A 22,067-nucleotide genomic window follows, 5' to 3' on the forward strand; every position below is an offset into this window, starting at 1 on the left:
CGGCCCGGGGGCTCAGGGGAGCAGCAGCACCACGGTCTCGGCGACGCAGGCCGGCTTGTCCTGACCCTCGACCTCGATGGTGTGGCGCAGCGTCATCTGCTTGCCCGTGGGCAGGTCGGTGACCTCGCCGAGCGTCACGTGCACCCGCACCCGGCTGCCCACCAGGACCGGCGCGGGGAAGCGCACCTTGTTGAGGCCGTAGTTGAGCTTGGCGCCCGGGGTCTGCAGCGAGAACACCGTCGAGCCGAGGTGCGGCAGCAGCGACAGCGTGAGGTAGCCGTGCGCCACGGTGCCGCCGAAGGGCCCCGCAGCCGACCGCTCGAGGTCGACGTGGATCCACTGGTGGTCGTCGGTGGCGTCGGCGAAGAGGTTGACCCGCTCCTGGGTGATCTCGAGCCACTCGCTGGTGCCGAGCTCCTGGCCGGCCGCCTCGGCGACCTCGTCGAGGGTGGTGAAGGTGCGCATGGATCGCAACCTACCGCCCGCCGGCGGGCCTGCGGCGGTGGGGCAGCATGAGCGGCATGAGCGCGTGTCCCGGCCCCACCCGCGACCAGGTCCGCCGTGCCCCGAAGGCGCTGCTGCACGACCACCTCGACGGCGGCCTGCGGCCCCGCACGGTGCTCGAGCTGGCCCGCGAGGTCGGTCACGAGCTGCCCGTGACCCTGGCGGGCGACGACGCCGCCGACGCCGCGGCCCTCGGGCGGTGGTTCCGCGAGTCCGCCGACTCGGGGTCGCTGGAGCGCTACCTCGAGACCTTCGCGCACACCGTGGGGGTGATGCAGACCCGCGAGGCGCTCGCCCGGGTGGCCCGTGAAGCGGTCGAGGACCTCGCGGCCGACGGCGTCGTCTACGCCGAGCTGCGCTGGGCCCCCGAGCAGCACGTGGAGGCCGGGCTGTCGCTCGACGAGACCGTCGCCGCCGTGCAGGAGGGCGTCGACGCCGGGGTCGAGGCGGCCCGGGCCGCGGGCTCGCCGGTCGTGGTGCGCCAGCTGCTCACCGCGATGCGCCACCAGGCCCGCTCGCAGGAGATCGCCGAGCTCGCGGTGGCGTGGCGCGACCGCGGCGTCGCCGGCTTCGACATCGCTGGCGCGGAGGCGGGCTACCCGCCGACCCGCCACCTCGACGCCTTCGAGTACCTCCAGCGCGAGAACGCCCACTTCACCATCCACGCCGGCGAGGCCTTCGGGCTGCCGTCGATCTGGCAGGCTATCCAGTGGTGCGGCGCCGACCGCCTCGGCCACGGTGTGCGCATCGTCGACGACGTCGAGGTCGCCCCCGACGGCTCGGTCACGCTCGGCCGGCTCGCGGCCTACGTGCGCGACAACCGCATCCCCCTCGAGATGTGCCCCGCCTCCAACCTGCAGACCGGCGCCGCGGCGTCGCTGGCCGAGCACCCGATCGGGCTGCTGACCCGGCTGCGCTTCCGCGTCACCGTCAACACCGACAACCGGCTCATGAGCGGCACCTCGATGACCGACGAGATGACCTCGCTGGTCGAGACGTTCGGCTACGGCCTCGAGGACCTGCGGTGGTTCACGGTCAACGCGCTCAAGAGCGCCTTCCTGCCCTTCGACGAGCGGCTCGCGCTCATCGAGCAGGTCGTCAAGCCCGGGTACGCCGCGCTGCTGGCCGAGCAGGCGTGAGCCGGTCGGCGGGCCCCGGCCTCAGCGAGGGAGCACCGCCGCCCAGGTGACTGGCCAGCGCAGCTCGCCGCGCGGGCGGGTGCGCCCCACGGCGGGGTCCCACACGACGGGGCCGCGCCCGTCGAGACCGACCGCGAGCACGACGTGGCGCGGCAGCAGCCGCGAGCCGACGAAGAGCGGCACCGGGGCGCCGGCGTCGAGCGCGGCGCGCAGGTCGGCGGTGCGGGGGCGCGCGGTGCGCCACCGACGACCGGTCGCGGCGGTGAGCCGGCGCGCGACGGCCCACGGCGGCGTGCCGAGCAGCCGGGGCCACGGCACCGCCGCGCGCCCGGCGACCGGGTCGACGAGACCGCGCACCTCGCGGTGGACGGCGAGCACCTCGGCCCGCCAGCGGCCCGGCGACCGCAACGACGCGGCGTACGCCGGGTCGCGCAGCGCGCGGGCGGCCACCACCGTGGCCGCGCCGCAGGTGTAGCCGTCGGGCTGCACGAGGCCCTCGAGCGCCCGGAGGTCGCCGGCCGCGGCAGCAGGGGAGCCCTCGCCGGGGACCGCAGCGCCGGCCGCCAGCGGTGCGAGCCGCGCGATGGCCTGGTCGCCCGTCATCGGCTCGCACCCCACGGCGACGGCGTCGGCGACGACCTCGCGCTGGTGGCGCATGAGGTCCAGGCCGCGGCGCAGCAGCACCAGCGGGGGCTTGCGGTGCTCGCGCAGGTCGCGGGTGAGGCGGCGCCAGAAGGTGACCGCGGGGTGCTGGGTGACGCAGACGGCGGCGGCCAGGAGGCCGCGCTCCCGGCACTCCTCGACCACGTCGGCGGCGAAGATGCCCTCGGCGACGACGGTGCGGTGCCCGCCCAGGTCGAGCCGCTGCCAGCCGGTGCGGCCGTCCTTCGCGAGCTCGTAGACGGGCACGTCGACCGCACCGGTGCGGCACAGCTCGTCGAGTGCGGCGAGGGCCTCGTCGCGCAGCCACGAGTCCGGGTGGTCCCAGTCGACGAGCCCGGCGTTGGGCCCGTCGGCGATGCGGGGGAGCGCAGGGTCGCCGCCGGAGCGGTAGAAGTCGTCGAGGCGCAGCACGGGCAGCCCCAGCCGGGCGGCGACGCGGGACTTGCCGGCCCCCGAGGGCCCGGCGAGGACGACCACCTGCGCGCGCACCGGGACATCGTGCCGCACCGCGGTCAGGGAGGTTCAGCCGGTGGTGCCGGCCGCGCAGCCTGCCGGGGCGCTAGGACACCGCGGCGACGAGGTCGTCGCGCAGGGCCTCGAAGCGGCGCCACTCCTCCTCGTCAGGACGGCCGGGTCCGGAGCCCGGTCCCTCGGCGAGGAAGGCGACCTGGCCGTCGACGGTGTCCGGGACGGTGGGCTCGGTGGCGAGGTGGGCGTCGTAGGACGTGAGGCCCCCGGTCGCGCGCAGCGCGCTCGAGACGACGGCCCCGGCGTAGCCGCGGAGCCGCGCCTGGCCGTCGCCGTCGTCCGCGACCTCGATTCCGGACAGCAGCACCTCGGCCTGCTCCAGCGCCACCTCGACCCCGGCGTCGTCCGCCGTGCGGGCCGCCCAGTCGCCGAGCACCTGCCACTGCCGCTGCCGCAGGTCGTCGACGCCCTCGGCGTCGGCCGCGAAGGCGCCCGCCAGCGCTTCGCGGCGCGCCTCGCCCTCGAGGTCGGTGGTGGCGCACTCGAGCGTGCCGGGCTCGGCCCAGAAGGTGAGCTGCTCCTCGACGTCGCGGTCGCCGGAGTCGTCCACCCCGACGCCAGCAGCGTCCAGGCACGCGGCGAAGGAGTCGTCCTCCAGCGCCGCCGCCGCGCCGTCCTCGACGCCGCACCCGGCCAGCAGGAGGGGCACGACGAGCGCAGCCAGCAGGCGTCCGGGGTGCAGGCGGGTCACGGGGAGGCGGCCTCTCACTGGTCGTCGCGGGCGGTGTTCATGGCGCTGAGCAGTCGCTCCATCTCGAGCCACTCCGGGTCGGTCTGGCCGCCGGCGCGGCTCTGGTCGCGCATCTGGTCGATGAAGCGGGTGACCAGCTGCGAGGCGTCGTCCTCGTAGGCCGGCCCGTGCGTCCGCACGAACTCCTCGAAGCCCTCGGGCTCACCGTAGTGCTGGACGTAGAGCGTGAACGCCAGCACCTGCTGCGCGGCGTTCTCCTCCGCAGCGTCGTCCCACGCCTGGTCCAGCTCCTCCATCCTCTTCAGCTCGTCGAGCACCCCGTTGAGCACCCCCATGACCGGGCCGCTCAGGGCGGCGGTGACGGGGTTCCTCGCCGCCGCCGCCGAGATGCCGCTCTCGATGAGGGACTTCACGACCTTGTCCCACTGGAAGTCCTCGCTGATGATGTCGTCGGCGCGCAGCAGGTTGCCGATGTTGTGGGCGACGGACTCCGCCGAGTCGCCGCGCTCGAGCTGGTGCTGCATCACGGCCGCGATGACGTCCTCGACGTCGACGCCGGAGTCGTCGATGAGCTTGCGCACGTCGCTGGGGTCGATGCCGCCGCGCGAGCTCGCGGCGTCCTTGAGCAGCTGCGCCATCAGCACCGGGTCGTTGACCGCGTCCTCGACGTAGGGCTGGAGCAGGTCCCAGTACTGCGAGCCGGCGTTGGCGTTGCGCGCCTCGAGGAACCTCATCAGGGCCGGGAGCGGCGAGGGCTCGCCCGGGGCCAGGTCGGCGTGGCGCTGCCGCAGCGCCTGGACGGTCTCCCCCCAGAGCTCGGCGACGAGGCGGTAGTCGTCCTCGTCCATCGTGCCGCCGTCGGTCTGCACGTTGTGCATGCGGAAGAGCAGGTCGCGCAGGTGGTCGTCGGAGGCGTGCTCGACGATGCGGGCGAGGTCGTCGCCGGAGGAGCGGTCGGCCCACTGCTCCATCTGGTCGGTGTCGGGGTAGGCGTAGTGGAAGACCTGCGGGAACAGGCCGGGCATGCCGCCGGCGTGGGACAACGAGTGGTTGTAGACCTCGGAGTGGTAGCTGAGGGCGGCCGCGTTGATCCGCCCGTCGGCGGAGTCCGAGGAGGCGAGCAGCGCCCACATCTTGGGGCCGTAGTCCTGTTCCATCCAGGTCTCGAGGTAGGCCGCGAAGTCGTCGTCGGGGTAGTGGCTGACGCCGTTGGCCACCGCGTCGTTGAAGCCCTGCATCGACGGCCACAGCTCCTCGATCCACAAGGTGGAGTCGACGAGGCCCTGGTCGATGTCCAGGTAGAGCTGCTGCAGGCCCTCCGGGCCGAGGTGGCGGGCGAGCGCCTCGGTCCACACGGGGTCGTCGGCGTGGGCCGCGATCTCGTCGAGGGCGTCCTGCACCTGCTGCTGGTCGCCCTCGTCGAGGGCGTCGCGCAGCGCCTCGACCCGGCGCTCGACGTCGGGGGTGACCAGCTCGACCTCGCGCTGCCGGGTCAGGACGAGGGAGTCGAAGAGCGGTGACCGGTCGATCTGGGGGGCCTCGCCGTTGCGCCAGGCCTCGATCTCGGCGTCGGTGACGTCGAGCGGACCGGACTCGCGCATCGCCTCGCCCAGCGCGCGGGTGCGCTGGGCGAGGTGGACCTTGGTGTGGTGGAACTCGTACTCCAGCCAGTACTGCGTCTGGTGGCGTGCGTCGCGCGCCGCCTCGACCGCGTCGTCGCGGGTGCGCTGCAGGGCCTGACGGTCCTCGGTGCTGACCTGGCCGTCGTCGCCGCGGGCCTCCTCGCGCCCGGTGCTCAGGGCGCTGTCGGCCGCCCCCACGGCGTCGGTGTAGGCCTGCTCGGCCTCCTCCCAGCGGCGGTTGAGCCCCGGCAGGCGGTCGAGGGCCTCCTCGTAGTCGCGGGCCAGCGAGCGCAGCGCCTCGGGCAGCTCGCCCATGCGCGTGCCGAAGTCGGTGAGGTGCGCGCCCAGCGCGGACATCTCGGCGGTGACGGCGGTCGCGGCGTCGCCCTGCCACCGGCCGTCGATCTCGCCGGGGGTCGCGCTCGCGCGGGTGCCGCGCCGCTCGAAGGTGCGTGCCAGCTCGCCGAGCCGGCCGGCGACGGTGCGCAGCCCCTCCGGGTCGACGTCGAGGGTGAAGTGCTTCCCGCTCACGGCTCAGCCTCCCGAGATGTCGGGGACCTGCGCGAGGTCCGCGTCGAGCCGCTGCAGCTCGAGGTCGAAGACGTTGGTGTTGCCGGAGATCAGCCCGGCGGTCACGGCGCAGGTGTCGGCGGCCGAGCGCCACGACACCTGGAAGCCGTCGGTGCCGTCGGCGACCGAGGCGCTGAACTCGCCGCAGGCGTTGTCGACCGCGGTGGCCTGCGTCAGGAAGGACCACCGCACCTGCTCGAGCTCGTCGGCCAGGGAGGCGAAGCGCTCGACGATCGGCGCCGCCACCTCGGGGTCCATCGCGATGTCGACCACGCTGCTCCTCGGGACGCACCGGGAGCCCACCGCCCCCGGGTGACCGGGTGACTACCCGGCCCGAGACCGGTCGAAACCAGGCTCAGACGCCGATCGGGTGCCAGACCGTCTTGGTCTCGACGAAGGCGGTCATCGGCTCCAGACCGGGGTCGAGCCTCCAGTCGGGCTCGCTGGCCGGCGCGCGGCGCACCCGCTTGAGGTTGTCGGCGGCCGCGACCTCCAGGTCGGTCGCGAGCTGCTCGGCGCCCTCGAGCCCGACGACGCCGCCGAGGTCGACCGCGTTGACGTCCATGTGGGCGGCGAGCCAGGGCCCGAGCGTCGCGGCCGAGCCGGTGAGCAGGTTGACCACGCCGCCCGGCACGTCGCTGGTCGCCATGACCTCGCCGAGGGTCACCGCCGGCAGCGGGCGGGCGTACGACGTCACGACGACCGCGGTGTTGCCGGTGGCGACGACGGGGGCCACGGTGCTGACCAGGCCGAGCAGGGAGGAGCGCTGCGGCGCGAGCACCGCGACGACGCCCGTGGGCTCGGGGGTGGTGAGGTTGAAGAAGGGGCCGGCGACCGGGTTGGCGGAGCCGACGACCTGGGCGAGCTTGTCGGTCCACCCGGCGTACCAGACCAGGCGGTCGACGGAGGCGTCGACGACGGCCGCGGCGTCGCGCTCGGAGAGGCCCTCGCCGCGGCGCACCGCGTCGACGAACTGCAGCCGGCGGTCCTCGAGCACCTCGGCGATGCGGTAGAGCACCTGGCCGCGGTTGTAGGCGGTGCGCGCCGACCAGCCGGGGAAGGCCTTGCGGGCGGCGACCACCGCGTCGCGGGCGTCCTTGCGCGAGGCGAGCGCGGCGTTGGCGAGGAAGCCGCCCGCGTGGTCCTGCACCACGTAGGAGTGGCCCGACTCCGAGCGGGGGAAGGCCCCGCCGACGTAGAGCTTGTAGGTCTTGCGGACCTCGGCCCGCGCCTGCTCGTCGCGCTTGCTCACCGCTGGGCCTCCTGGAGGTACGCCGCGAGGCCGTGGCGGCCACCCTCGCGACCGTGGCCCGACTCCTTGTAGCCGCCGAACGGGCTCGTCGGGTCGAACTTGTTGAACGTGTTGGCCCACACGACCCCGGCGCGCAGCTGCTGCGCCATCCACAGGATGCGGGAGCCCTTCTCGGTCCACACGCCGGCGGACAGGCCGTACGGCGTGTTGTTGGCCTTCTCGACCGCCTCGGCCGGGGTGCGGAAGGTCAGCACGGACAGCACCGGGCCGAAGATCTCCTCGCGGGCGATGCGGTGGGCCTGCGTGACGCCGGTGAAGACGGTCGGGGGGAACCAGAAGCCGCGCTCGGGCAGCTCGCAGGCGGCCGACCAGCCCTCGGCGCCCTCCTCGCGGCCGACCTCGCTGAGCGCGCGGATGCGGGCCAGCTGCTCGGCGGAGTTGATGGCGCCGACGTCGGTGTTCTTGTCGAGCGGGTCGCCGAGGCGCAGTGTGGCCATGCGCTCCTTGAGGCGCGTGAGCACCTCGTCGGCCACCGACTCCTGCACCAAAAGGCGTGAGCCCGCGCAGCAGACGTGGCCCTGGTTGAAGAAGATGCCCGTGACGATGCCCTCGACGGCCTGGTCGAGCGGGGCGTCGTCGAAGACCACGTTGGCGGCCTTGCCGCCCAGCTCGAGGGTGGAGCGCTTCGGGGTGCCGGCGATCGCGCGGGCGATGGCCTTGCCGACCTCGGTCGACCCGGTGAAGGCGACCTTGTCGACACCGGGGTGCGCGACGACGGCCCGGCCGGTGGCACCGGCGCCGGTGACGACGTTGACGACGCCCGGCGGCAGGTCGGCCTGCTGGCAGATCTCGGCGAAGAGCAGTGCGGTGAGCGGCGTGGTCTCGGCCGGCTTGAGCACGACGGTGTTGCCGCAGGCCAGCGCCGGGGCGACCTTCCACGCCAGCATCATCAGCGGGAAGTTCCAGGGGATGACCTGGCCGGCCACGCCGAGGGGGCGCGGGTCGGTGCCGAGGCCCGCGTGGTCGAGCTTGTCGGCCCAGCCGGCGTAGTAGAAGAAGTGCGCGGCGACCGTCGGCACGTCGACGTCACGCGACTCGCGGATCGGCTTGCCGTTGTCGAGGGTCTCGAGCACCGCCAGCTCGCGGCTGCGCTCCTGGACGATCCGCGCGATGCGGAAGAGGTACTTCGCGCGCTCGCGGCCGGGCATGCGACCCCACGGGCCCTCGAAGGCGCGGCGGGCGGCGGCGACCGCTGCGTCGACGTCGGCCTCGCTCGCCTCGGCGACCTCGGCGAGCACCTCCTCGGTGGCGGGGTTGACGGTCTTGAACGACTCGCCGGCGCCGTCGCGGAAGTCGCCGTCGACGAAGAGGCCGTAGGAGGGGCGCAGGTCGACGACGGAGGTCGACTCGGGGGCGGGGGCGTACTCGAAGGGCTCGGGCATCTCGTCTCCAGCCTTCAGTCGAGGGTGACGTAGTCGGGGCCGGAGTAGCGGCCGGTGCGCAGCTTGTGGCGCTGCAGGAGCAGGTCGTTGAGCAGCGTCGAGGCGCCGAAGCGGAACCACGCCGGGTCGAGCCAGTCGGTGCCGGCGACCTCGTTGACCACGACGAGGTACTTCAGCGCGTCCTTGGTCGTGCGGATGCCGCCGGCGGGCTTGACGCCCACCATCTGCCCCGTCGCCCGGCGCCAGTCGCGCACCGCCTCGAGCATCACGAGCGTGACGGGCAGCGTCGCCGCGGGCTGCACCTTGCCGGTGCTGGTCTTGATGAAGTGGGCGCCGGCCAGCATCGCCAGCCATGAGACGCGGCGCACGTTGTCGTAGGTCTGCAGCTCGCCGGTCTCGAAGATCACCTTGAGGTGGGCCTCGGTGCCGTCGGGGCGCCGGCACGCCTCGCGCACGGCGGCGATCTCGTCGTGGACCTGCAGGTAGCGGCCCGACAGGAAGGCGCCGCGGTCGATGACCATGTCGATCTCGTCGGCGCCCGCCGCGACCGCGTCGCGGGTGTCGGCGAGCTTGACGGCCATCGAGGCGCGCCCGCTCGGGAAGGCGGTGGCGACGGCGGCGACGGCGACGCCGCTGTCGGCGCCGAGCACCTCGCGGGCGGTGGTGACCATGTCGGGGTAGACGCAGACCGCCGCGGTGCGCGGGCAGGAGGCGTCGGTGGGGTCGGGGCGCAGCGCCTTGGCGGCGAGCGCGCGCACCTTGCCGTGCGTGTCCTGGCCCTCGAGGGTGGTCAGGTCGACCATGCGCACGGCGAGGTCGATCGCGTGGGCCTTGGCGGTGGTCTTGATCGAGCGCGTGGCGAGCCCCGCGGCGCGGGCCTCGGCGCCGACCTGGTCGACGCCCGGGAGGCCGTGGAGGAACCGGCGCAGCGCGGCGTCGGACGACGTGACGTCCGAGAGCCCCGCGGTGGTCGTGGCGTTGCTGGTCACCGGCGCAGCATAGGCTCGCCGCGGCGCCGCCGAGGAATCCCGTGGCGCCGGGTCACGGCGAGGTGGAGACGGGGTCACGGGCCGGTCACGGGCGGGCGCGGGCCGCTCGTCCGGACGTCACGAGGAGGGCACGGAGCATGGCGGCACGCACCGACGGCGGTCGCGAGCGGCTGCCGCGCAGCGGCACCCGGCTGTGGGCGTTCGCCGGGTACGCCGTCGCGCTGGCGCTGCTCGTCGGCACCCTCGCCGACGGGCTCGGCCGCACCGACCTCGTGGGGGCCGCGCTCGCGCTCCTCGCCGCGGGGGCCACGACGGTCGTCTACGTGCGCCCGGCCGTCGAGCTCGACGGCGACGAGCTGCACCTGCGCCGGATGCTGAGCACGGTGGTGATCCCGCTCGCCGCGGTCGAGAAGGCGGTGGTCAGCCGCTTCCTCGCGGTCTTCGCCGGCGAGCGGCGCTACGTGTCGACCACCGTGCAGCGCACGCTGCGCGCAGTCGTCGGTGCGCGCTCCGGCCGCGGGGGTGCGGCCGGCGCGGGGGCGGGCGGTGGTGCGACCGCAGCCGCGGGCGGTGGGGCCACGGCCCCGACGAGCGAGGCCGACCTGGTCGAGCAGCGCATCGCGCAGGCCGCCGCGGACGCCCGCCGACGCCACGGCGTCGCGCTGCTCTCCGACGAGCAGCTCGCCCTGGCCTCCCAGGTGCGGCGCACCTGGTCGTGGCCTGCCGTCGCCGCGGTCGTCGGGCCCGCGGTGCTCGTCGTGCTCGCGCTGCTCCTGGTCTGAGGGTCAGGACTGACCTACGGTCAGGAGATGGTGCGCATCGCGGTGCGGGTGCGGCGACGCGAGCCGGACGGCGCACGCCCGCAGGGGACGGCGTTGATGCTGCCCGGACGGGCGTACCCGTGCTCACGGCCGCTGCTCGACACCGTCACCACGGCCCTGACGACGGCTGGGTGGACGGTGCTGCAGGCGGAGTGGGAGCTCGACGGGTTGCCGGCCGAGCCGCGGGTGTTCGTCGAGTCCGCGGCCGAGGTGCTGCTGCGCGCGGCCGCCGACGGCGCAGGTGCGGCAGGACCCGGAGGCGGGCTCCCTCTCGACCTGCCCGTGGTGCTCGTCGGCAAGTCCCTCGGCACCCTCGCTGCGCCCTGGGCGGCGGACCGGGGTCTCCCCGGGGCGTGGTTGACCCCGGTGCTCCGCGCGGTGGGTGACCATCCCGTGGAGGAGGAGAGTCGCGCGCTGGTCGCCTGCTTGGAGGCCTACCCCGCCGCATCGGTCGTCGTCGCCGGCGATGCGGACCCGTGGTGGAGGGTCGGTTTCGCCCCTGCGTCGCCCCACGTCGAGGTGGTCGAGCTGGCGTCGGCCGACCACGGGTTGGAGGGCGGCGATCCGGCGGCCACGCGTCGCCACCACCTGCAGGCAGCCGTGGCCGTCGCTGCGCTCGCCGCGCGGGTCGCGGGCGGCGGCCCGCCGGGGGGAGGGGGGTCAGGCGGGCTCGTAGCCGACGAGCCAGTGCAGCCCGAAGCGGTCCACGACCTGCCCGTCGCTCGCGCCCCAGGGCCGCTGCTGCAGCGCGTCGACCACGCGCCCGCCCTCGGCGAGCGCGTCGAACCAGCGGTGCAGGGTGGCTGAGTCGGCCGTGCCGAGGAGTGCGAGCATCAGCCCGTCGCTGCGGAACGCCCCGTCGTCGCCGACCGCGTCGGAGGCGAACACCGTGACCGGACCGCCCTCCACGTAGCCATGGGCGACCGCCTCGGGCGGGCCGTCGGTGCGGCCGAACTCCGCCAGGTCGTGCACCACCGCCTCACCCCCGAACACGTCCGCGTAGAACTCGAGGGCCGCGCGGGCGGTCCCGGGGAGGCAGAGGTACGGCGTGGGTGCGGTCACGGGGTGACGGTAGGGCGGCAGCGGCGTCCGGTCGAGGTCGGGGTCGGCGGGTGGCTCAGGCGCCGCGCGGGGCGTACATGATCACCGCGACGCCGAGGAGGCAGACGGCGGCGCCGGCGAGGTCGAAGCGGTCGGGGCGGAAGCCGTCGACGAGCACGCCCCACAGCAGCGAGCCGGCGACGAACACCCCGCCGTACGCCGCGAGGACGCGGCCGAACTCCGCGCTCGGCTGGAGCGTGGCGACCAGGCCGTAGAGCCCCAGTGCGACGGCGCCGGCGCCGACCCACAGGAGCCCGCGGTGCTCGCGCAGGCCCTGCCAGACCAGCCAGGCGCCGCCGATCTCGAGCACGGCCGCGAGCCCGAAGAGCAGGACCGAGCGGAGCACGTCGGCGGTCGACCCGGTCACGAGCCGCTCACAGCCCGGCCGCCTCGCGCACATCGCGCTTCAGCGCGTCGAGGCGCCCCGCGGCGTGGATGCGAGCGGCGTCGACGGCCCCGTCGCCGCCGTCGGGGTCGACCGGCACGACCACCTCGAGGTAGCACTTCACCTTCGGCTCGGTGCCGCTCGGGCGCACGACCACCCGCGCGCCGTCGTCGAGGCGGTAGCGCAGGCCCTCGGTGGGTGGCAGGTCGGCCGACCCCTCCGCCAGGTCGTCGACGCCGACCACGTCGAGCCCGCCCAGCACGGTCGGCGGCTGCGCGCGCAGGCGCGCCATCGCCGCGGTGATCAGCCCGAGGTCGGTGACCCGCACCGAGAGCTGGTCGGTGGCGTGCAGCCCGTGCTCGCGGGCCAGGTCGTCGAGCAGGTCCTGCAGCGTGCGGCCGGCGGCCTTCGCCTCGGCGGCGAGCTCGCAGACCAGCAGCAGCGCCGAGACGCCGTCCTTGTCCTTCACGTGCTCCGGGTCGACGCAGTAGCCCAGCGCCTCCTCGTAGCCGAACGCGAGGCCCTCGACGCGCGCGATCCACTTGAAGCCGGTCAGCGTCTCGGCGTGCGGCTGCCCGGCCGCGGCCGCCACCTTGGCCAGCAGCGTGGAGGAGACGATCGAGCAGGCGTAGGTGCCCTGCGCGCCCCGGCGCAGCAGGTGGGCCGCCAGCAGCACGCCCACCTCGTCGCCGCGCAGCACCCGCCACCCCTGCGGCCCCGGCACCGCGACCGCGCAGCGGTCGGCGTCCGGGTCGTTGGCCACGACCAGGTCCGCGCCGCGCTCGGCGGCCAGGGCCAGCGCGAGGTCCATCGCCCCGGGCTCCTCGGGGTTCGGGAAGGCGACGGTGGGGAAGTCGGGGTCCGGCTCCTCCTGCTGCGCCACGACCGCGGGCGCAGCGAAGCCGGCGCTCTCGAGCACCTGCGCGACGGCCGTGCCGCCCACGCCGTGCAGCGGCGTGTAGACCACCGACAGGTCGCGTGGTCCGTCGGCGGCGAGCTCCGCGACGGTGTCGAGGTAGCGGTCGAGCAGCGACTCGTCGAGCACGGTGCCCTCAGGACCCAGCGGCAGCGCGTCGAGGGGCCCGACCGCGGCGATCCGCGCGGCGATCTCCGCGTCGGCGGGCGGCACGATCTGGCTGCCGTCGCCGAGGTAGACCTTGTAGCCGTTGTCCTCCGGCGGGTTGTGGCTCGCGGTCACCATCACGCCGGCCGCCGCACCCAGCTCGCGCACGGCGTACGCCAGCACCGGCGTCGGCAGCGGGCGCGGCAGCAGCAGCGCCTGCAGGCCCGCCCCGGTCACCACGCGCGCCGTGTCGCGGGCGAAGGTCTCGCTGCCGTGCCGCGCGTCGTAGCCGATCACCACCCGGGCGCCCGCGCCTGCCCCGCCGTCGCGGAGGTGCGCCGCGAGCCCGGCCGCCGCGCGCAGCACGACCACGCGGTTCATCCGGTTCGGGCCGGCCCCGAGGCGGCCCCGCAGCCCGGCGGTGCCGAAATCGAGCGTGCCGTCGAACCGGTCGGCCAGGTCGGCCCGGGCCGCCACGTCGCCGGCCTCGACCGCCGCGACCACCTGCTCCAGCTCGGCGCGGGTCGCCGGGTCGGGGTCCTCCGCCAGCCAGGCACGGGCCTGGGCGAGCAGGTCCGCGGGCTGGGCGGTCGGCTGGTCGGTGGGCCGGTCGGAGGACATGGCCGCACGCTAGCGCGACGGTCGGCTCCCACCCCTCGGGGTGAGGCTGCCGGCGACACACCGACGACGGCTCAAGTTGCCCGCGAGGACGCCGACCGTGACGCCATGCCGTCCCTGGCCCCGCCCCGCGCTGCCCGCCCGCTCACCGCTGTCGTGGCCGTGCTCGCCGTCGTGGCAGGTGCGCTGGGCCTCGGGGCGGCCGGCCTGGCGGTCGACCTCGCGGCTCCGGCGCCGGCCGCGGCGGTGCTGCCGATCGAGGACTTCCCGGACTACGAGCCGCAGCGCACCTGCTCGCCCGCCGCGAAGAAGGGCACCCTGCGACTCGCGGCCTGGCTCCAGCGCACCTACCCCGGCAGCGGCTCGTCGGGCATCAGCCGCTCCTGCCGCAGCGGGGGGCAGTCCGAGCACAAGGAGGGCCGTGCCTTCGACTGGCGCCTCGACGTGCGCAAGCCGCGTGACCGGCGCTACGCCAACGCCTTCCTGACCCGGGTGCGCGCCGGCGACGCCGCCGGCAACGTCGGCGCGCTCGGGCGCCGGATGGGGATCATGTACCTCATCTGGGACGACCGGATCTACTCCTCCTCCCGCGGCTACGCCCCCCGGCCCTACCTCCACAGCGCCTGCCGCACGCTCAGGCGCTGCTCGCGCACCCTGCGCCACCGCGACCACGTGCACATCTCGCTGTCGTGGGCGGGCGCCCGCGCGCAGACCAGCTGGTTCACCGGCGTCGCCCCCACCGTGCCCACCCCGACCCCGACCCCGACGCCCACCCCGACGCCCACCCCGGACGACGACGGTCACGCCCCCGGCGACGGCACCTGGGTGCCCGGCACCGGCGGCGGCACCGGCGGCAGGTACCCGCTGCTCGACCTGTCGCGCACCGACGCCATGCTGACGCCGGTGCGCGCGGGGGAGACCCGCAAGACCCGCTACGCACTGCAGAAGGGCCGCCGCTACAAGATCGCGGTCTACGGCGTCACCCGCTACGGGCCCGCGCCCAGCCAGGTCGCCGACGCGGTCTGCTCGTGGGTGCCGGGCCGCGGCTGGCGGGCGGGGCTCGACGCCGCGACCCGCACGGCGTACGGCGCGCTGGACCTGCGCGTGGGCGGCACCAAGCCCTTCGGCACGACCTGCCGCACCGGCAAGCACCTCTACCAGGCCTACTACCGGCCGCGGTGGACCGGCCCGCTGAAGCTCTCGCTCGACCAGCCCCAGGCCGCCGGCGGCTCGCTCGTGGTCGCGGTGACCCGGGCCGGCTACGCCGTCGACCGGCACGTGCCGAGCGTCCCGGCTCCCGTCGCGCCGCCGACCGGCCCGCGCGAGGAGCCGGCAGCGGGCGCGGGCCTGCTGCGCACCACGGCGGTCGTCGACGGCGAGGACGCCGAGGCGTGGACCAGCCAGCGCCTCGACGCGGGGGTGACCTACCGCGTGACGGTCACGGGGCTGCTGCGGGTCGCCGACGACACGTGGACCGACGGGCAGTGCACGACCGTGACCGGCACCGACGGCCGCTGGTGGCCGCAGGCCTCGCTCGACCGCTACGACCCCGGCGCCGACCACGGCAACCTCTACCTCGACGGCGTGCCGTTCGACGGCACCGCGCCGCCGGAGGACCCCGACGGCTGCAGCGCGCACGCCCACGCGACGACCCTGACCCCGACCACGTCGCGGCGCCTGCACCTGCAGGCCTTCGACCCGACCCCGGGCGCTCGCGACAACCGCGGAGGCCTGCTCGTGGTCGTCGAGCGGGTCACGCCGCTGCCGGCGACGGCGGTCGGGCCGTGGGAGCAGCCGGCCGGCAGCTGGCCGTGGACCCGCAAGGACGAGAAGCTGAAGGTGTCGGCGTCCAGCCCGGTCACCCTCACCGGCTCGCGCTTCCGCCGCGGCACCCGCGTGCGGCTCGAGGTGTCGGGCTACGTGCGCGACGGCGGCGGCCTGCGCTCCGACGCGACCTGCGTGCGCGTGGGTGACGACTGGGTGCGCGACCCGGCCTCGCCCACCGGGCAGGACGTGCTCGAGCTCCACGTCGACGGGCGCGCGCCCGACTGGCGGCGCACCGACGGCGAGCAGACCTGCTCGTCCTCCCACACCTACGTCGCGACCGTCACCACGACGAAGGACGGGCCGCTGGCCCTGGCCTTCCTCGACGCCGACCGCGCCGACGACCAGGGGAGCCTGACCGTGCGGGTGCGCCGCGCCTGAGGAGACGGGCCCGAGGCACCCGGGTCAGGCGTCGATCGACGACATGTCGCCGTAGCGCGCCCCCGCCACGGCACCGACCGGCACCGCCGCCTCGAGGGCGTCGAGGTCGGCGTCGTCGAGCTCGACGGCGAGGCTCGCGACGTTCTCCTCGAGGTAGCGCACGCGCTTCGTCCCGGGGATCGGCGCGACGCCGAGCCCGTGGCGGCGGCCCTGCGCCAGCACCCACGCCAGGGCGAGCTGGCCCGGGGTGCAGCCGCGCTGCTCGGCGAGGGCGGCGACCCGGTCGACCAGCACCAGGTTGGCCTCGAGCGCCTCGCCGTGGAAGCGCGGGAAGTACGCCGTGCGCCGCGAGTCGGCCTCCACCGCCAGGCCCGCGTCACCCCGGATCGCGCCGGTGAGCAGACCGCGCCCGAGCGGCGAGTAGGGCACCAGACCGATGCCGAGCTCGACCAGCACCGGGAGCACGGTGTCCTCGAGGTCGCGCGTGAAGAGCGACCACTCCGACTGCAGCGCGGTGATGGGGTGGACGGCGTGGGCGCGGCGGACCGTCTCGGCCGAGGCCTCGGAGAGCCCGAGGTGGCGCACCTTGCCCGCGGCGACCAGCTCGGCCATGGCGCCCACGGTCTCCTCGATCGGCACCGTCTTGTCGACGCGGTGCTGGTAGTAGAGGTCGAGGTGGTCCACGCCGAGCCGCTGCAGCGAGGCGTCGCAGGCGGTGCGGACGTACTCCGGGCGGCCGTTGATGCCCAGGCGCGTGCCGTCCTCGGCGCGCTCGTTGCCGAACTTCGTGGCCAGCTGCACCTCGTCACGCCGCCCGGCGACCGCCCGGCCGACCAGCCGCTCGTTGGTGAACGGGCCGTACATGTCGGCGGTGTCGAGGAACGTGACGCCCAGGTCGAGCGCCCGGCGGATCGTGGCCAGCCCGCCCTCCTCGTCGGGCGTGCCGTAGAACTCCGACATCCCCATGCAGCCCAGCCCGAGCGCCGAGACGTCGAGGGCGGCGTCGCCGGTGCCGAGGGTGCGGGTCGGGACGGGGGGCAGGGTGGGGGAGGGCTGCTCGCTCATGACCCCACCCTCGCGCGGCCAGCCAAGCCGTCGGGCGCGTCAGGCCCGGTCGAGGGCCGGACGGTAGAACGCCGGTCCGGCGAACGGACCACCGACGACCGCGGTCTCGGCCGCGTCCTCCGGTCGGGCGGCGACCTCGGCGGCGTGCGCCTCGGCGTCGTCTCGAGGGTCGTAGCCGAGGGCCCGCCCGGGCGCGAGGTCCCACCACGCGCGGGTGTTGGCCGAGATGCCGTAGAGCACGGCGAAGCCGGGGGCCGGGGCGGTGAGGGCGGCGAGCACCATCCGCACGCAGTCGTCGGGCGAGAGCCAGGTGGCCAGCTGCCGCGTCGTGGTGGGCCGCTCGAGGAAGGAGCCGATGCGGCAGGCGACGACGTCGAGCCCGTGGCGGTCGGCGAAGAGCCGCATGAGGGCCTCCGCCGCCACCTTGCCCACCCCGTAGTAGGTGTCGGGGCGGGGCAGGGCGTCAGCGGTCACGACGCCGTCGTCGGGCCGCGGCGTGCGACCCACGGCGTGGTTGGAGGAGGCGTAGACCAGGCGGGTCACCCGGTGCTCCACCATCGCGTCGAGCAGCGCGGCCGTGGTGTGCACGTGGGAGGCCAGCGAGTCCGGCAGGCTCGCCTCGTCGGGGTGCCCGGCCAGGTGCAGCACGGCGTCGAGCGCCTCCTCGGCGAAGACGGCCGCCACGGCGTCGGGGTCGGCGCAGTCGACGGCGTGCCACGGCAGGTCGCCGCCCGCGGGCGGCGGCACCCGGTCGAGCGCGACCACCTCGTGGCCCGCGTCGAGGAGGGCGGGGACGACCGTGCGGCCGATGCTCCCGGCGGCGCCGGTGACCAGGACCCGCACGTCAGATCCTCGGCACGACGGCGCCGAGCAGCGCGCCCATCCGGGAGGCCGCGGCCCGGCCGGCCTCCAGCACCTCAGCGTGGTCCAGCGGCTCACCGGTGATGCCGGCGGCGAGGTTGGTGACCAGGCTGATGCCGAGCACCTCCATGCCCGCCTCGCGGGCGGCGATCGCCTCGAGGGTCGTGCTCATGCCGACCAGCTCGCCGCCGATCGCGCGCACCATCGCGATCTCCGCCGGCGTCTCGTAGTGCGGGCCCGGGAACTGCACGTAGACGGCCTCGTCGAGGTCGGGCTCGACCTCGCGGCACAGCGCGCGCAGCCGGCGCGAGTAGAGGTCGGTCAGGTCGACGAAGTTCGCCCCGACGATCGGGGAGCGGCCGGTGAGGTTGACGTGGTCGCTGATGAGCACCGGCGTGCCGGGTGACCAGGTCTCGCGCAGGCCGCCGCAGCCGTTGGTCAGCACGATCGTGCGGCACCCCGCCGCGGCCGCCGTGCGCACGCCGTGCACCACCCGGTCCACGCCGTGGCCCTCGTAGTAGTGGGTGCGGCTGAGGAACACCAGCAGCCGCTTCTCGCCCGCCTGCACGCTGCGGATGCGCCCGCTGTGACCGGCGACCGCCGCGGGTGGGAAGCCGGGCAGGTCGGTGGTCGCGATCTCCACGGTGGACTCGGCCGTGGCCTCACCCAGCGCGTCGACCGCGGGCAGCCAGCCGGAGCCCAGCACGAGCGCGACGTCGTGCTGCGCCACGCCCGTCAGCTCGGCCAGCCGCTCGGCTGCGGCGCGGGCGTCGTCGTACGGCGTGGGGCTGTGGTGTGCGGTCACGGCCGGGAGCCTAGGCTGGTCCTCGTGACCACGCACTTCGACGTCCTCGTCCTCGGCGCCGGACCCGGCGGCTACGTCGCCGCGATCCGCGCCTCGCAGCTCGGCCTGAAGGCGGCCGTGGTGGAGGACAAGTACTGGGGCGGGGTCTGCCTCAACGTCGGCTGCATCCCCTCGAAGGCGCTGCTGCGCAACGCCGAGCTCGCCCACGTGCTGCAGCACGAGAAGGACAAGTTCGGCATCGTGGGCGACGCGACGATGGAGTTCGGCGCGACGCACGCCCGCAGCCGCCAGGTGAGCGCCGGCATCGTCAAGGGCGTCCACTACCTGATGAAGAAGAACAAGGTCACCGAGATCGACGGGTGGGGCACCCTGACCGGGGGCAAGGACGGCAAGCAGGGCATCGACGTCAAGGGCGCCGACGGCCAGGTCACGTCCTACACCTGCGACAACCTGATCATCGCCGCGGGCGCGCAGACCCGGCTGATCCCCGGCACCCAGCTCTCCGAGCGCGTGGTGACCTACGAGGAGCAGATCCTCGACAGCGAGCTGCCCGGCTCGATCGTCATCGCCGGCTCCGGCGCCATCGGTGTCGAGTTCGCCTACGTGATGAAGAACTTCGGCGTCGACGTGACGATCGTGGAGTTCCTCGACCGGATGGTGCCCACCGAGGACGCCGACGTCTCGAAGGAGCTGCTCAAGCACTACAAGAAGCTCGGCGTGAAGGTGATGCTCTCGACGAAGGTCGAGTCCATCGAGGACACCGGCGACAAGGTCAAGGTCACCGTCAGCAAGGACGGCCGGACCGAGGTGCTCGAGACCGACAAGGTCATGCAGGCCATCGGCTTCGCGCCCCGCCTGGAGGGCTACGGCCTCGAGGCCACCGGCGTCGAGCTCACCGACCGCGGCGCGATCGCGGTCGACGAGTACGGCCGCACCAACGTCGACGGTGTCTACGCGATCGGCGACGTCACCGGCAAGATGATGCTGGCCCACGTCGCCGAGGCGATGGGCATCGTGGCGGCCGAGGTCATCGCCGGCGCCGAGACGATGCCGGTCGAGTTCGACTTCGTCCCGCGCGCGACCTACTGCCAGCCCCAGATCGGCTCCTTCGGCTACTCCGAGCAGCAGGCCAGGGACAAGGGCTACGACGTGGTCACCGCGACCTTCCCGTTCTCGGCCAACGGCAAGGCCCAGGGCCTCGGCGAGGCCGTCGGCTTCGTCAAGGTCGTGGCCGACAAGCAGCACAAGGAGCTGCTCGGCGCGCACATGATCGGCCCCGACGTCACCGAGCAGCTGCCCGTGCTGACGCTGGCGCAGAAGTGGGACCTGACGGCCGACGAGGTGGCGCGCAACGTCTTCGCCCACCCGACGCTGTCGGAGGCCGTGAAGGAAGCGGTGCACGGCATCGCCGGCCACATGATCAACCTCTGACCCGCACTCGACCCTCGGGGAGCACCGCAGTGAACAAGGTCGTCATCGTCGGCGGCGGTCCTGGTGGCTACGAGGCGGCCCTCGTGGCCGCCCAGCTCGGTGCCGAGGTGACCGTGGTCGACCGCGACGGCCTCGGCGGCTCCGCGGTCCTCACCGACTGCGTGCCCAGCAAGACCCTCATCGCCACCGCCGAGGTCATGACCGAGGTGCAGGGCTCCTACGAGCTCGGCGTGGTCTCCTCCGACCACCAGGGCGACGCGGCCACCTCCGTGCGCGTCGACCTGTCGCGGGTCAACGCCCGGGTGAAGCAGCTCGCCGCCGACCAGTCGGCCGACATCCACCGCCGCCTCGACCGCGACGGCGTGCGCCTGGTCCGCGGACTGGGGCGCCTCGACGGGCCCGAGCGCGTCGTGGTCACCGCGGCCGACGGGGGCGAGGAGACGCTCACGGCCGACGCCGTGCTGGTCGCGACGGGCGCCTCGCCGCGCACGCTGCCCACCGCGCAGCCCGACGGCGAGCGCATCCTCACCTGGGAGCAGCTCTACGACCTCACCGAGGTGCCCGGCCACCTCATCGTGGTGGGCTCCGGCGTCACCGGCGCCGAGTTCGCCTCCGCCTACCTCGCGCTCGGCGTCGAGGTGACCCTGGTCAGCTCGCGCGACCGGGTCCTGCCCGGCGAGGACGTCGACGCCTCGCGCGTGCTCGAGGAGGTCTCGAAGCGCCGGGGCATGAACGTGCTGTCGAGGTCGCGGATGGAGTCGGTCACCCGCGACGGCGACACCGTGACGGTGCGCCTCACCGACGGCCGCAGCGTCGAGGGCACCCACTGCATCCTCGCGCTCGGGTCGGTGCCCAACACCGACGGCCTCGGCCTCGAGGAGGCCGGGGTGGCGCTGAAGGAGGGCGGCTTCGTCGGCGTGGACCGGGTGTCCCGCACGACGGCCCGGGGCGTCTACGCCGCGGGCGACTGCACCGGCGTCCTCATGCTCGCCTCGGTCGCGGCCATGCAGGGCCGCATCGCGATGTGGCACTTCCTCGGCGACACCGTGCACCCGCTGGACCTCAAGAAGGTCTCCTCCAACGTGTTCACCGCCCCCGAGATCGCCACGGTCGGCTGGACCCAGCAGGCCGTCGACGCCGGCGAGGTGGAGGCCGAGGTCGTGCAGCTGCCGCTCGGCACCAACCCGCGCGCCAAGATGCAGGGGGTGCACGACGGCTTCGTGAAGCTGATCTGCCGCCCCGGCACCGGCATCGTGGTCGGCGGCATCGTGGTGGGCCCGCGGGCCTCGGAGCTGATCCACCCGGTCGCGATCGCGGTCGCGGAGTCGCTCACCGCCGACCAGCTGGCGCAGGTCTTCACGGTCTACCCCTCGATGAGCGGGTCGATCGCCGAGGCGGCCCGCCGCCTGCACCGGGTGGGCTAGAAGCCCCCGAAGTCGCCGCCGCCGAAGTCGCCGCCGCCGAAGTCGTCGCCGCCGACGTCGCCGCCACCGCCCCAGTCGCCGCCCCCGAAGTCCCCCGACTCGCCCAGGCCCGCGGTCGGGTCGTCCTGGACGCCGCCGGGGTCGCCGCCCCAGTCGGCGTCGCCGCCGTCGGCGCCCTCGAGCGCGCCCGCGTCGGCGTACTCCGCGCCGGGGTCGACCGACGCGGCGAGCATGCTGCCGAGGATGAAGGCGGGGAAGACCCCGGCCAGGGCGTAGCCGCCGTAGAAGCCACCGGCCCACGCGCCGTACGCCGGTCCGCCCTCCCACCACGGCACCATCCGGTCGCCGCGGCGCACCTGCCGGGTGGCCGGCTCGGCACCGACCGCGAGCCGGGCGGCGTCCGCGCGGCAGACCGGCACCACGCGGCGGGTGCCGCCGGGCGGGGCCCAGCCGGCGTCGTCCTCGGCGGGGCCGTGGGCGGGGTCGAAGAAGCACGGCGGGCGTCGCACGGGCACCGGCCGGCCGTCGCGGCGGGCCAGGACGCACGCGAGGGCGTGCCGGCCGTCCTCGAGCGCCGTGGTGGCGCCGCGGACCTGCTCGGCGGTGGTCGCGTCGCGCAGCAGGTCCTTGGCGGCCTCGTAGGAGTCGAGGGCGCGCTGGTAGTCCTGGCGCATCGCCGGGTCGAGGCGGTCGGTGAGGGTCTCCCAGTGCAGCTCCTGCAGCTCCTCGCCGAAGCGGGTCGTGTCGTCGTCGGCCAGGCGCCGCGAGGCCGCGACCTCCGCGAGGCGCCGCTCCTCGACCCGGCGGCGCTCCGCCGCCTTCCGCGCCTGCACCACGGCGACGACGACGACGGCGACGAGGGCCAGCACCACGAGCGTGTCCACGGTC

The 22,067-nt window shown here is 74.9% G+C and carries 20 protein-coding genes; 5 read left to right on the forward strand and 15 right to left on the reverse strand.

The features are described 5' to 3' along the window. Positions 1–12 precede the first annotated feature (12 nt). Positions 13–465 (reverse strand): MaoC family dehydratase, encoded by a 453-nt coding sequence (locus BJ989_RS07285; RefSeq protein ID WP_179517629.1) that lies wholly within the window; start codon positions 463–465, stop codon positions 13–15. Positions 466–521: 56 nt separating this feature from the next. On the opposite strand from BJ989_RS07285, the gene BJ989_RS07290 reads away from it, so the two are divergent. After that, on the forward strand, positions 522–1,643 hold the full coding sequence (locus tag BJ989_RS07290) for an adenosine deaminase (RefSeq protein ID WP_179517630.1): 1,122 nt from the start codon (positions 522–524) through the stop codon (positions 1,641–1,643). A 21-nt stretch (positions 1,644–1,664) separates the two neighbouring features. Here the strand turns inward: BJ989_RS07290 and BJ989_RS07295 are convergent, their stop codons facing one another. From BJ989_RS07295 to deoC, 7 genes are all read right to left on the reverse strand, one after another. Continuing rightward, positions 1,665–2,795, reverse strand: coding sequence for a hypothetical protein (locus BJ989_RS07295; protein ID WP_179517631.1), 1,131 nt, complete (start codon positions 2,793–2,795; stop codon positions 1,665–1,667). 70 nt (positions 2,796–2,865) lie between these two features. Further along, entirely contained in the window at positions 2,866–3,525 is a 660-nt protein-coding gene (locus BJ989_RS07300) for a hypothetical protein (RefSeq protein WP_179517632.1), read from the reverse strand. A 14-nt stretch (positions 3,526–3,539) separates the two neighbouring features. Next, on the reverse strand, positions 3,540–5,678 hold the full coding sequence (locus BJ989_RS07305) for a WXG100 family type VII secretion target (protein ID WP_179517633.1): 2,139 nt from the start codon (positions 5,676–5,678) through the stop codon (positions 3,540–3,542). Between the two features lie 3 nt (positions 5,679–5,681). Next, positions 5,682–5,990: a hypothetical protein gene (locus BJ989_RS07310; protein WP_179517634.1), complete on the reverse strand. Its 309-nt coding sequence runs from the start codon at positions 5,988–5,990 to the stop codon at positions 5,682–5,684. A gap of 82 nt (positions 5,991–6,072) precedes the next feature. After that, positions 6,073–6,969, reverse strand: coding sequence for an aldehyde dehydrogenase family protein (locus tag BJ989_RS07315; protein WP_179517635.1), 897 nt, complete (start codon positions 6,967–6,969; stop codon positions 6,073–6,075). Further along, positions 6,966–8,411: an aldehyde dehydrogenase family protein gene (locus tag BJ989_RS07320; protein ID WP_179517636.1), complete on the reverse strand. Its 1,446-nt coding sequence runs from the start codon at positions 8,409–8,411 to the stop codon at positions 6,966–6,968. The genes BJ989_RS07315 and BJ989_RS07320 overlap by 4 nt, the downstream gene beginning before the upstream one ends. Before the next feature lie 14 nt (positions 8,412–8,425). Next, on the reverse strand, positions 8,426–9,400 hold the full coding sequence (gene deoC, locus BJ989_RS07325) for a deoxyribose-phosphate aldolase (RefSeq protein ID WP_179517637.1): 975 nt from the start codon (positions 9,398–9,400) through the stop codon (positions 8,426–8,428). Between the two features lie 137 nt (positions 9,401–9,537). Here deoC and BJ989_RS07330 point away from each other — a divergent pair, with 137 nt between their 5' ends. Continuing rightward, positions 9,538–10,182 (forward strand): hypothetical protein, encoded by a 645-nt coding sequence (locus tag BJ989_RS07330; protein WP_179517638.1) that lies wholly within the window; start codon positions 9,538–9,540, stop codon positions 10,180–10,182. A 699-nt stretch (positions 10,183–10,881) separates the two neighbouring features. On the opposite strand, the gene BJ989_RS07335 is transcribed toward BJ989_RS07330, so the two are convergent. Genes BJ989_RS07335 through BJ989_RS07345 form a run of 3 tightly spaced genes read right to left on the reverse strand, consistent with a single transcriptional unit; the run spans position 10,882 to position 13,391 of the window. Further along, positions 10,882–11,283, reverse strand: coding sequence for a VOC family protein (locus BJ989_RS07335; RefSeq protein WP_179517639.1), 402 nt, complete (start codon positions 11,281–11,283; stop codon positions 10,882–10,884). A 55-nt stretch (positions 11,284–11,338) separates the two neighbouring features. Beyond that, a complete protein-coding gene (locus BJ989_RS07340; RefSeq protein WP_343049165.1) occupies positions 11,339–11,689 on the reverse strand; it encodes a YnfA family protein in 351 nt (116 codons plus the stop codon). A gap of 7 nt (positions 11,690–11,696) precedes the next feature. Then, complete coding sequence (locus BJ989_RS07345; protein ID WP_179517641.1) at positions 11,697–13,391, reverse strand: phospho-sugar mutase; 1,695 nt, start codon at positions 13,389–13,391, stop codon at positions 11,697–11,699. Between the two features lie 105 nt (positions 13,392–13,496). Between BJ989_RS07345 and BJ989_RS07350 the strand changes: the two genes are divergently transcribed. Further along, the gene (locus BJ989_RS07350; protein ID WP_179517642.1) at positions 13,497–15,593 is read left to right on the forward strand and encodes a VldE C-terminal domain-containing protein; all 2,097 of its coding nucleotides are present in this window, start codon (positions 13,497–13,499) and stop codon (positions 15,591–15,593) included. Between the two features lie 24 nt (positions 15,594–15,617). On the opposite strand, the gene BJ989_RS07355 is transcribed toward BJ989_RS07350, so the two are convergent. The 3 genes from BJ989_RS07355 to BJ989_RS07365 are packed head-to-tail and all read right to left on the reverse strand — an operon-like array spanning position 15,618 to position 18,324. Beyond that, the gene (locus tag BJ989_RS07355) at positions 15,618–16,658 is read right to left on the reverse strand and encodes an aldo/keto reductase (protein WP_179517643.1); all 1,041 of its coding nucleotides are present in this window, start codon (positions 16,656–16,658) and stop codon (positions 15,618–15,620) included. Positions 16,659–16,697: 39 nt separating this feature from the next. Continuing rightward, positions 16,698–17,501: an NAD-dependent epimerase/dehydratase family protein gene (locus tag BJ989_RS07360; protein WP_179517644.1), complete on the reverse strand. Its 804-nt coding sequence runs from the start codon at positions 17,499–17,501 to the stop codon at positions 16,698–16,700. Between the two features lies 1 nt (position 17,502). Next, positions 17,503–18,324, reverse strand: coding sequence for a purine-nucleoside phosphorylase (locus tag BJ989_RS07365; protein ID WP_179517645.1), 822 nt, complete (start codon positions 18,322–18,324; stop codon positions 17,503–17,505). Between the two features lie 24 nt (positions 18,325–18,348). Here BJ989_RS07365 and lpdA point away from each other — a divergent pair, with 24 nt between their 5' ends. Further along, complete coding sequence (lpdA, locus tag BJ989_RS07370; protein ID WP_179517646.1) at positions 18,349–19,755, forward strand: dihydrolipoyl dehydrogenase; 1,407 nt, start codon at positions 18,349–18,351, stop codon at positions 19,753–19,755. A gap of 29 nt (positions 19,756–19,784) precedes the next feature. Further along, positions 19,785–21,179, forward strand: coding sequence for an NAD(P)H-quinone dehydrogenase (locus tag BJ989_RS07375; RefSeq protein ID WP_179517647.1), 1,395 nt, complete (start codon positions 19,785–19,787; stop codon positions 21,177–21,179). On the opposite strand, the gene BJ989_RS07380 is transcribed toward BJ989_RS07375, so the two are convergent. Continuing rightward, positions 21,176–22,063 carry a hypothetical protein gene (locus BJ989_RS07380; protein ID WP_179517648.1) on the reverse strand — a complete coding sequence of 296 codons (888 nt, stop codon included), beginning with the start codon at positions 22,061–22,063 and terminating at the stop codon, positions 21,176–21,178. The two genes, BJ989_RS07375 and BJ989_RS07380, sit on opposite strands and share 4 nt — an antisense overlap. Positions 22,064–22,067 lie beyond the last annotated feature (4 nt).

It is taken from the genome of Nocardioides perillae, from assembly GCF_013409425.1.
Lineage (GTDB): Bacteria > Actinomycetota > Actinomycetes > Propionibacteriales > Nocardioidaceae > Nocardioides > Nocardioides perillae.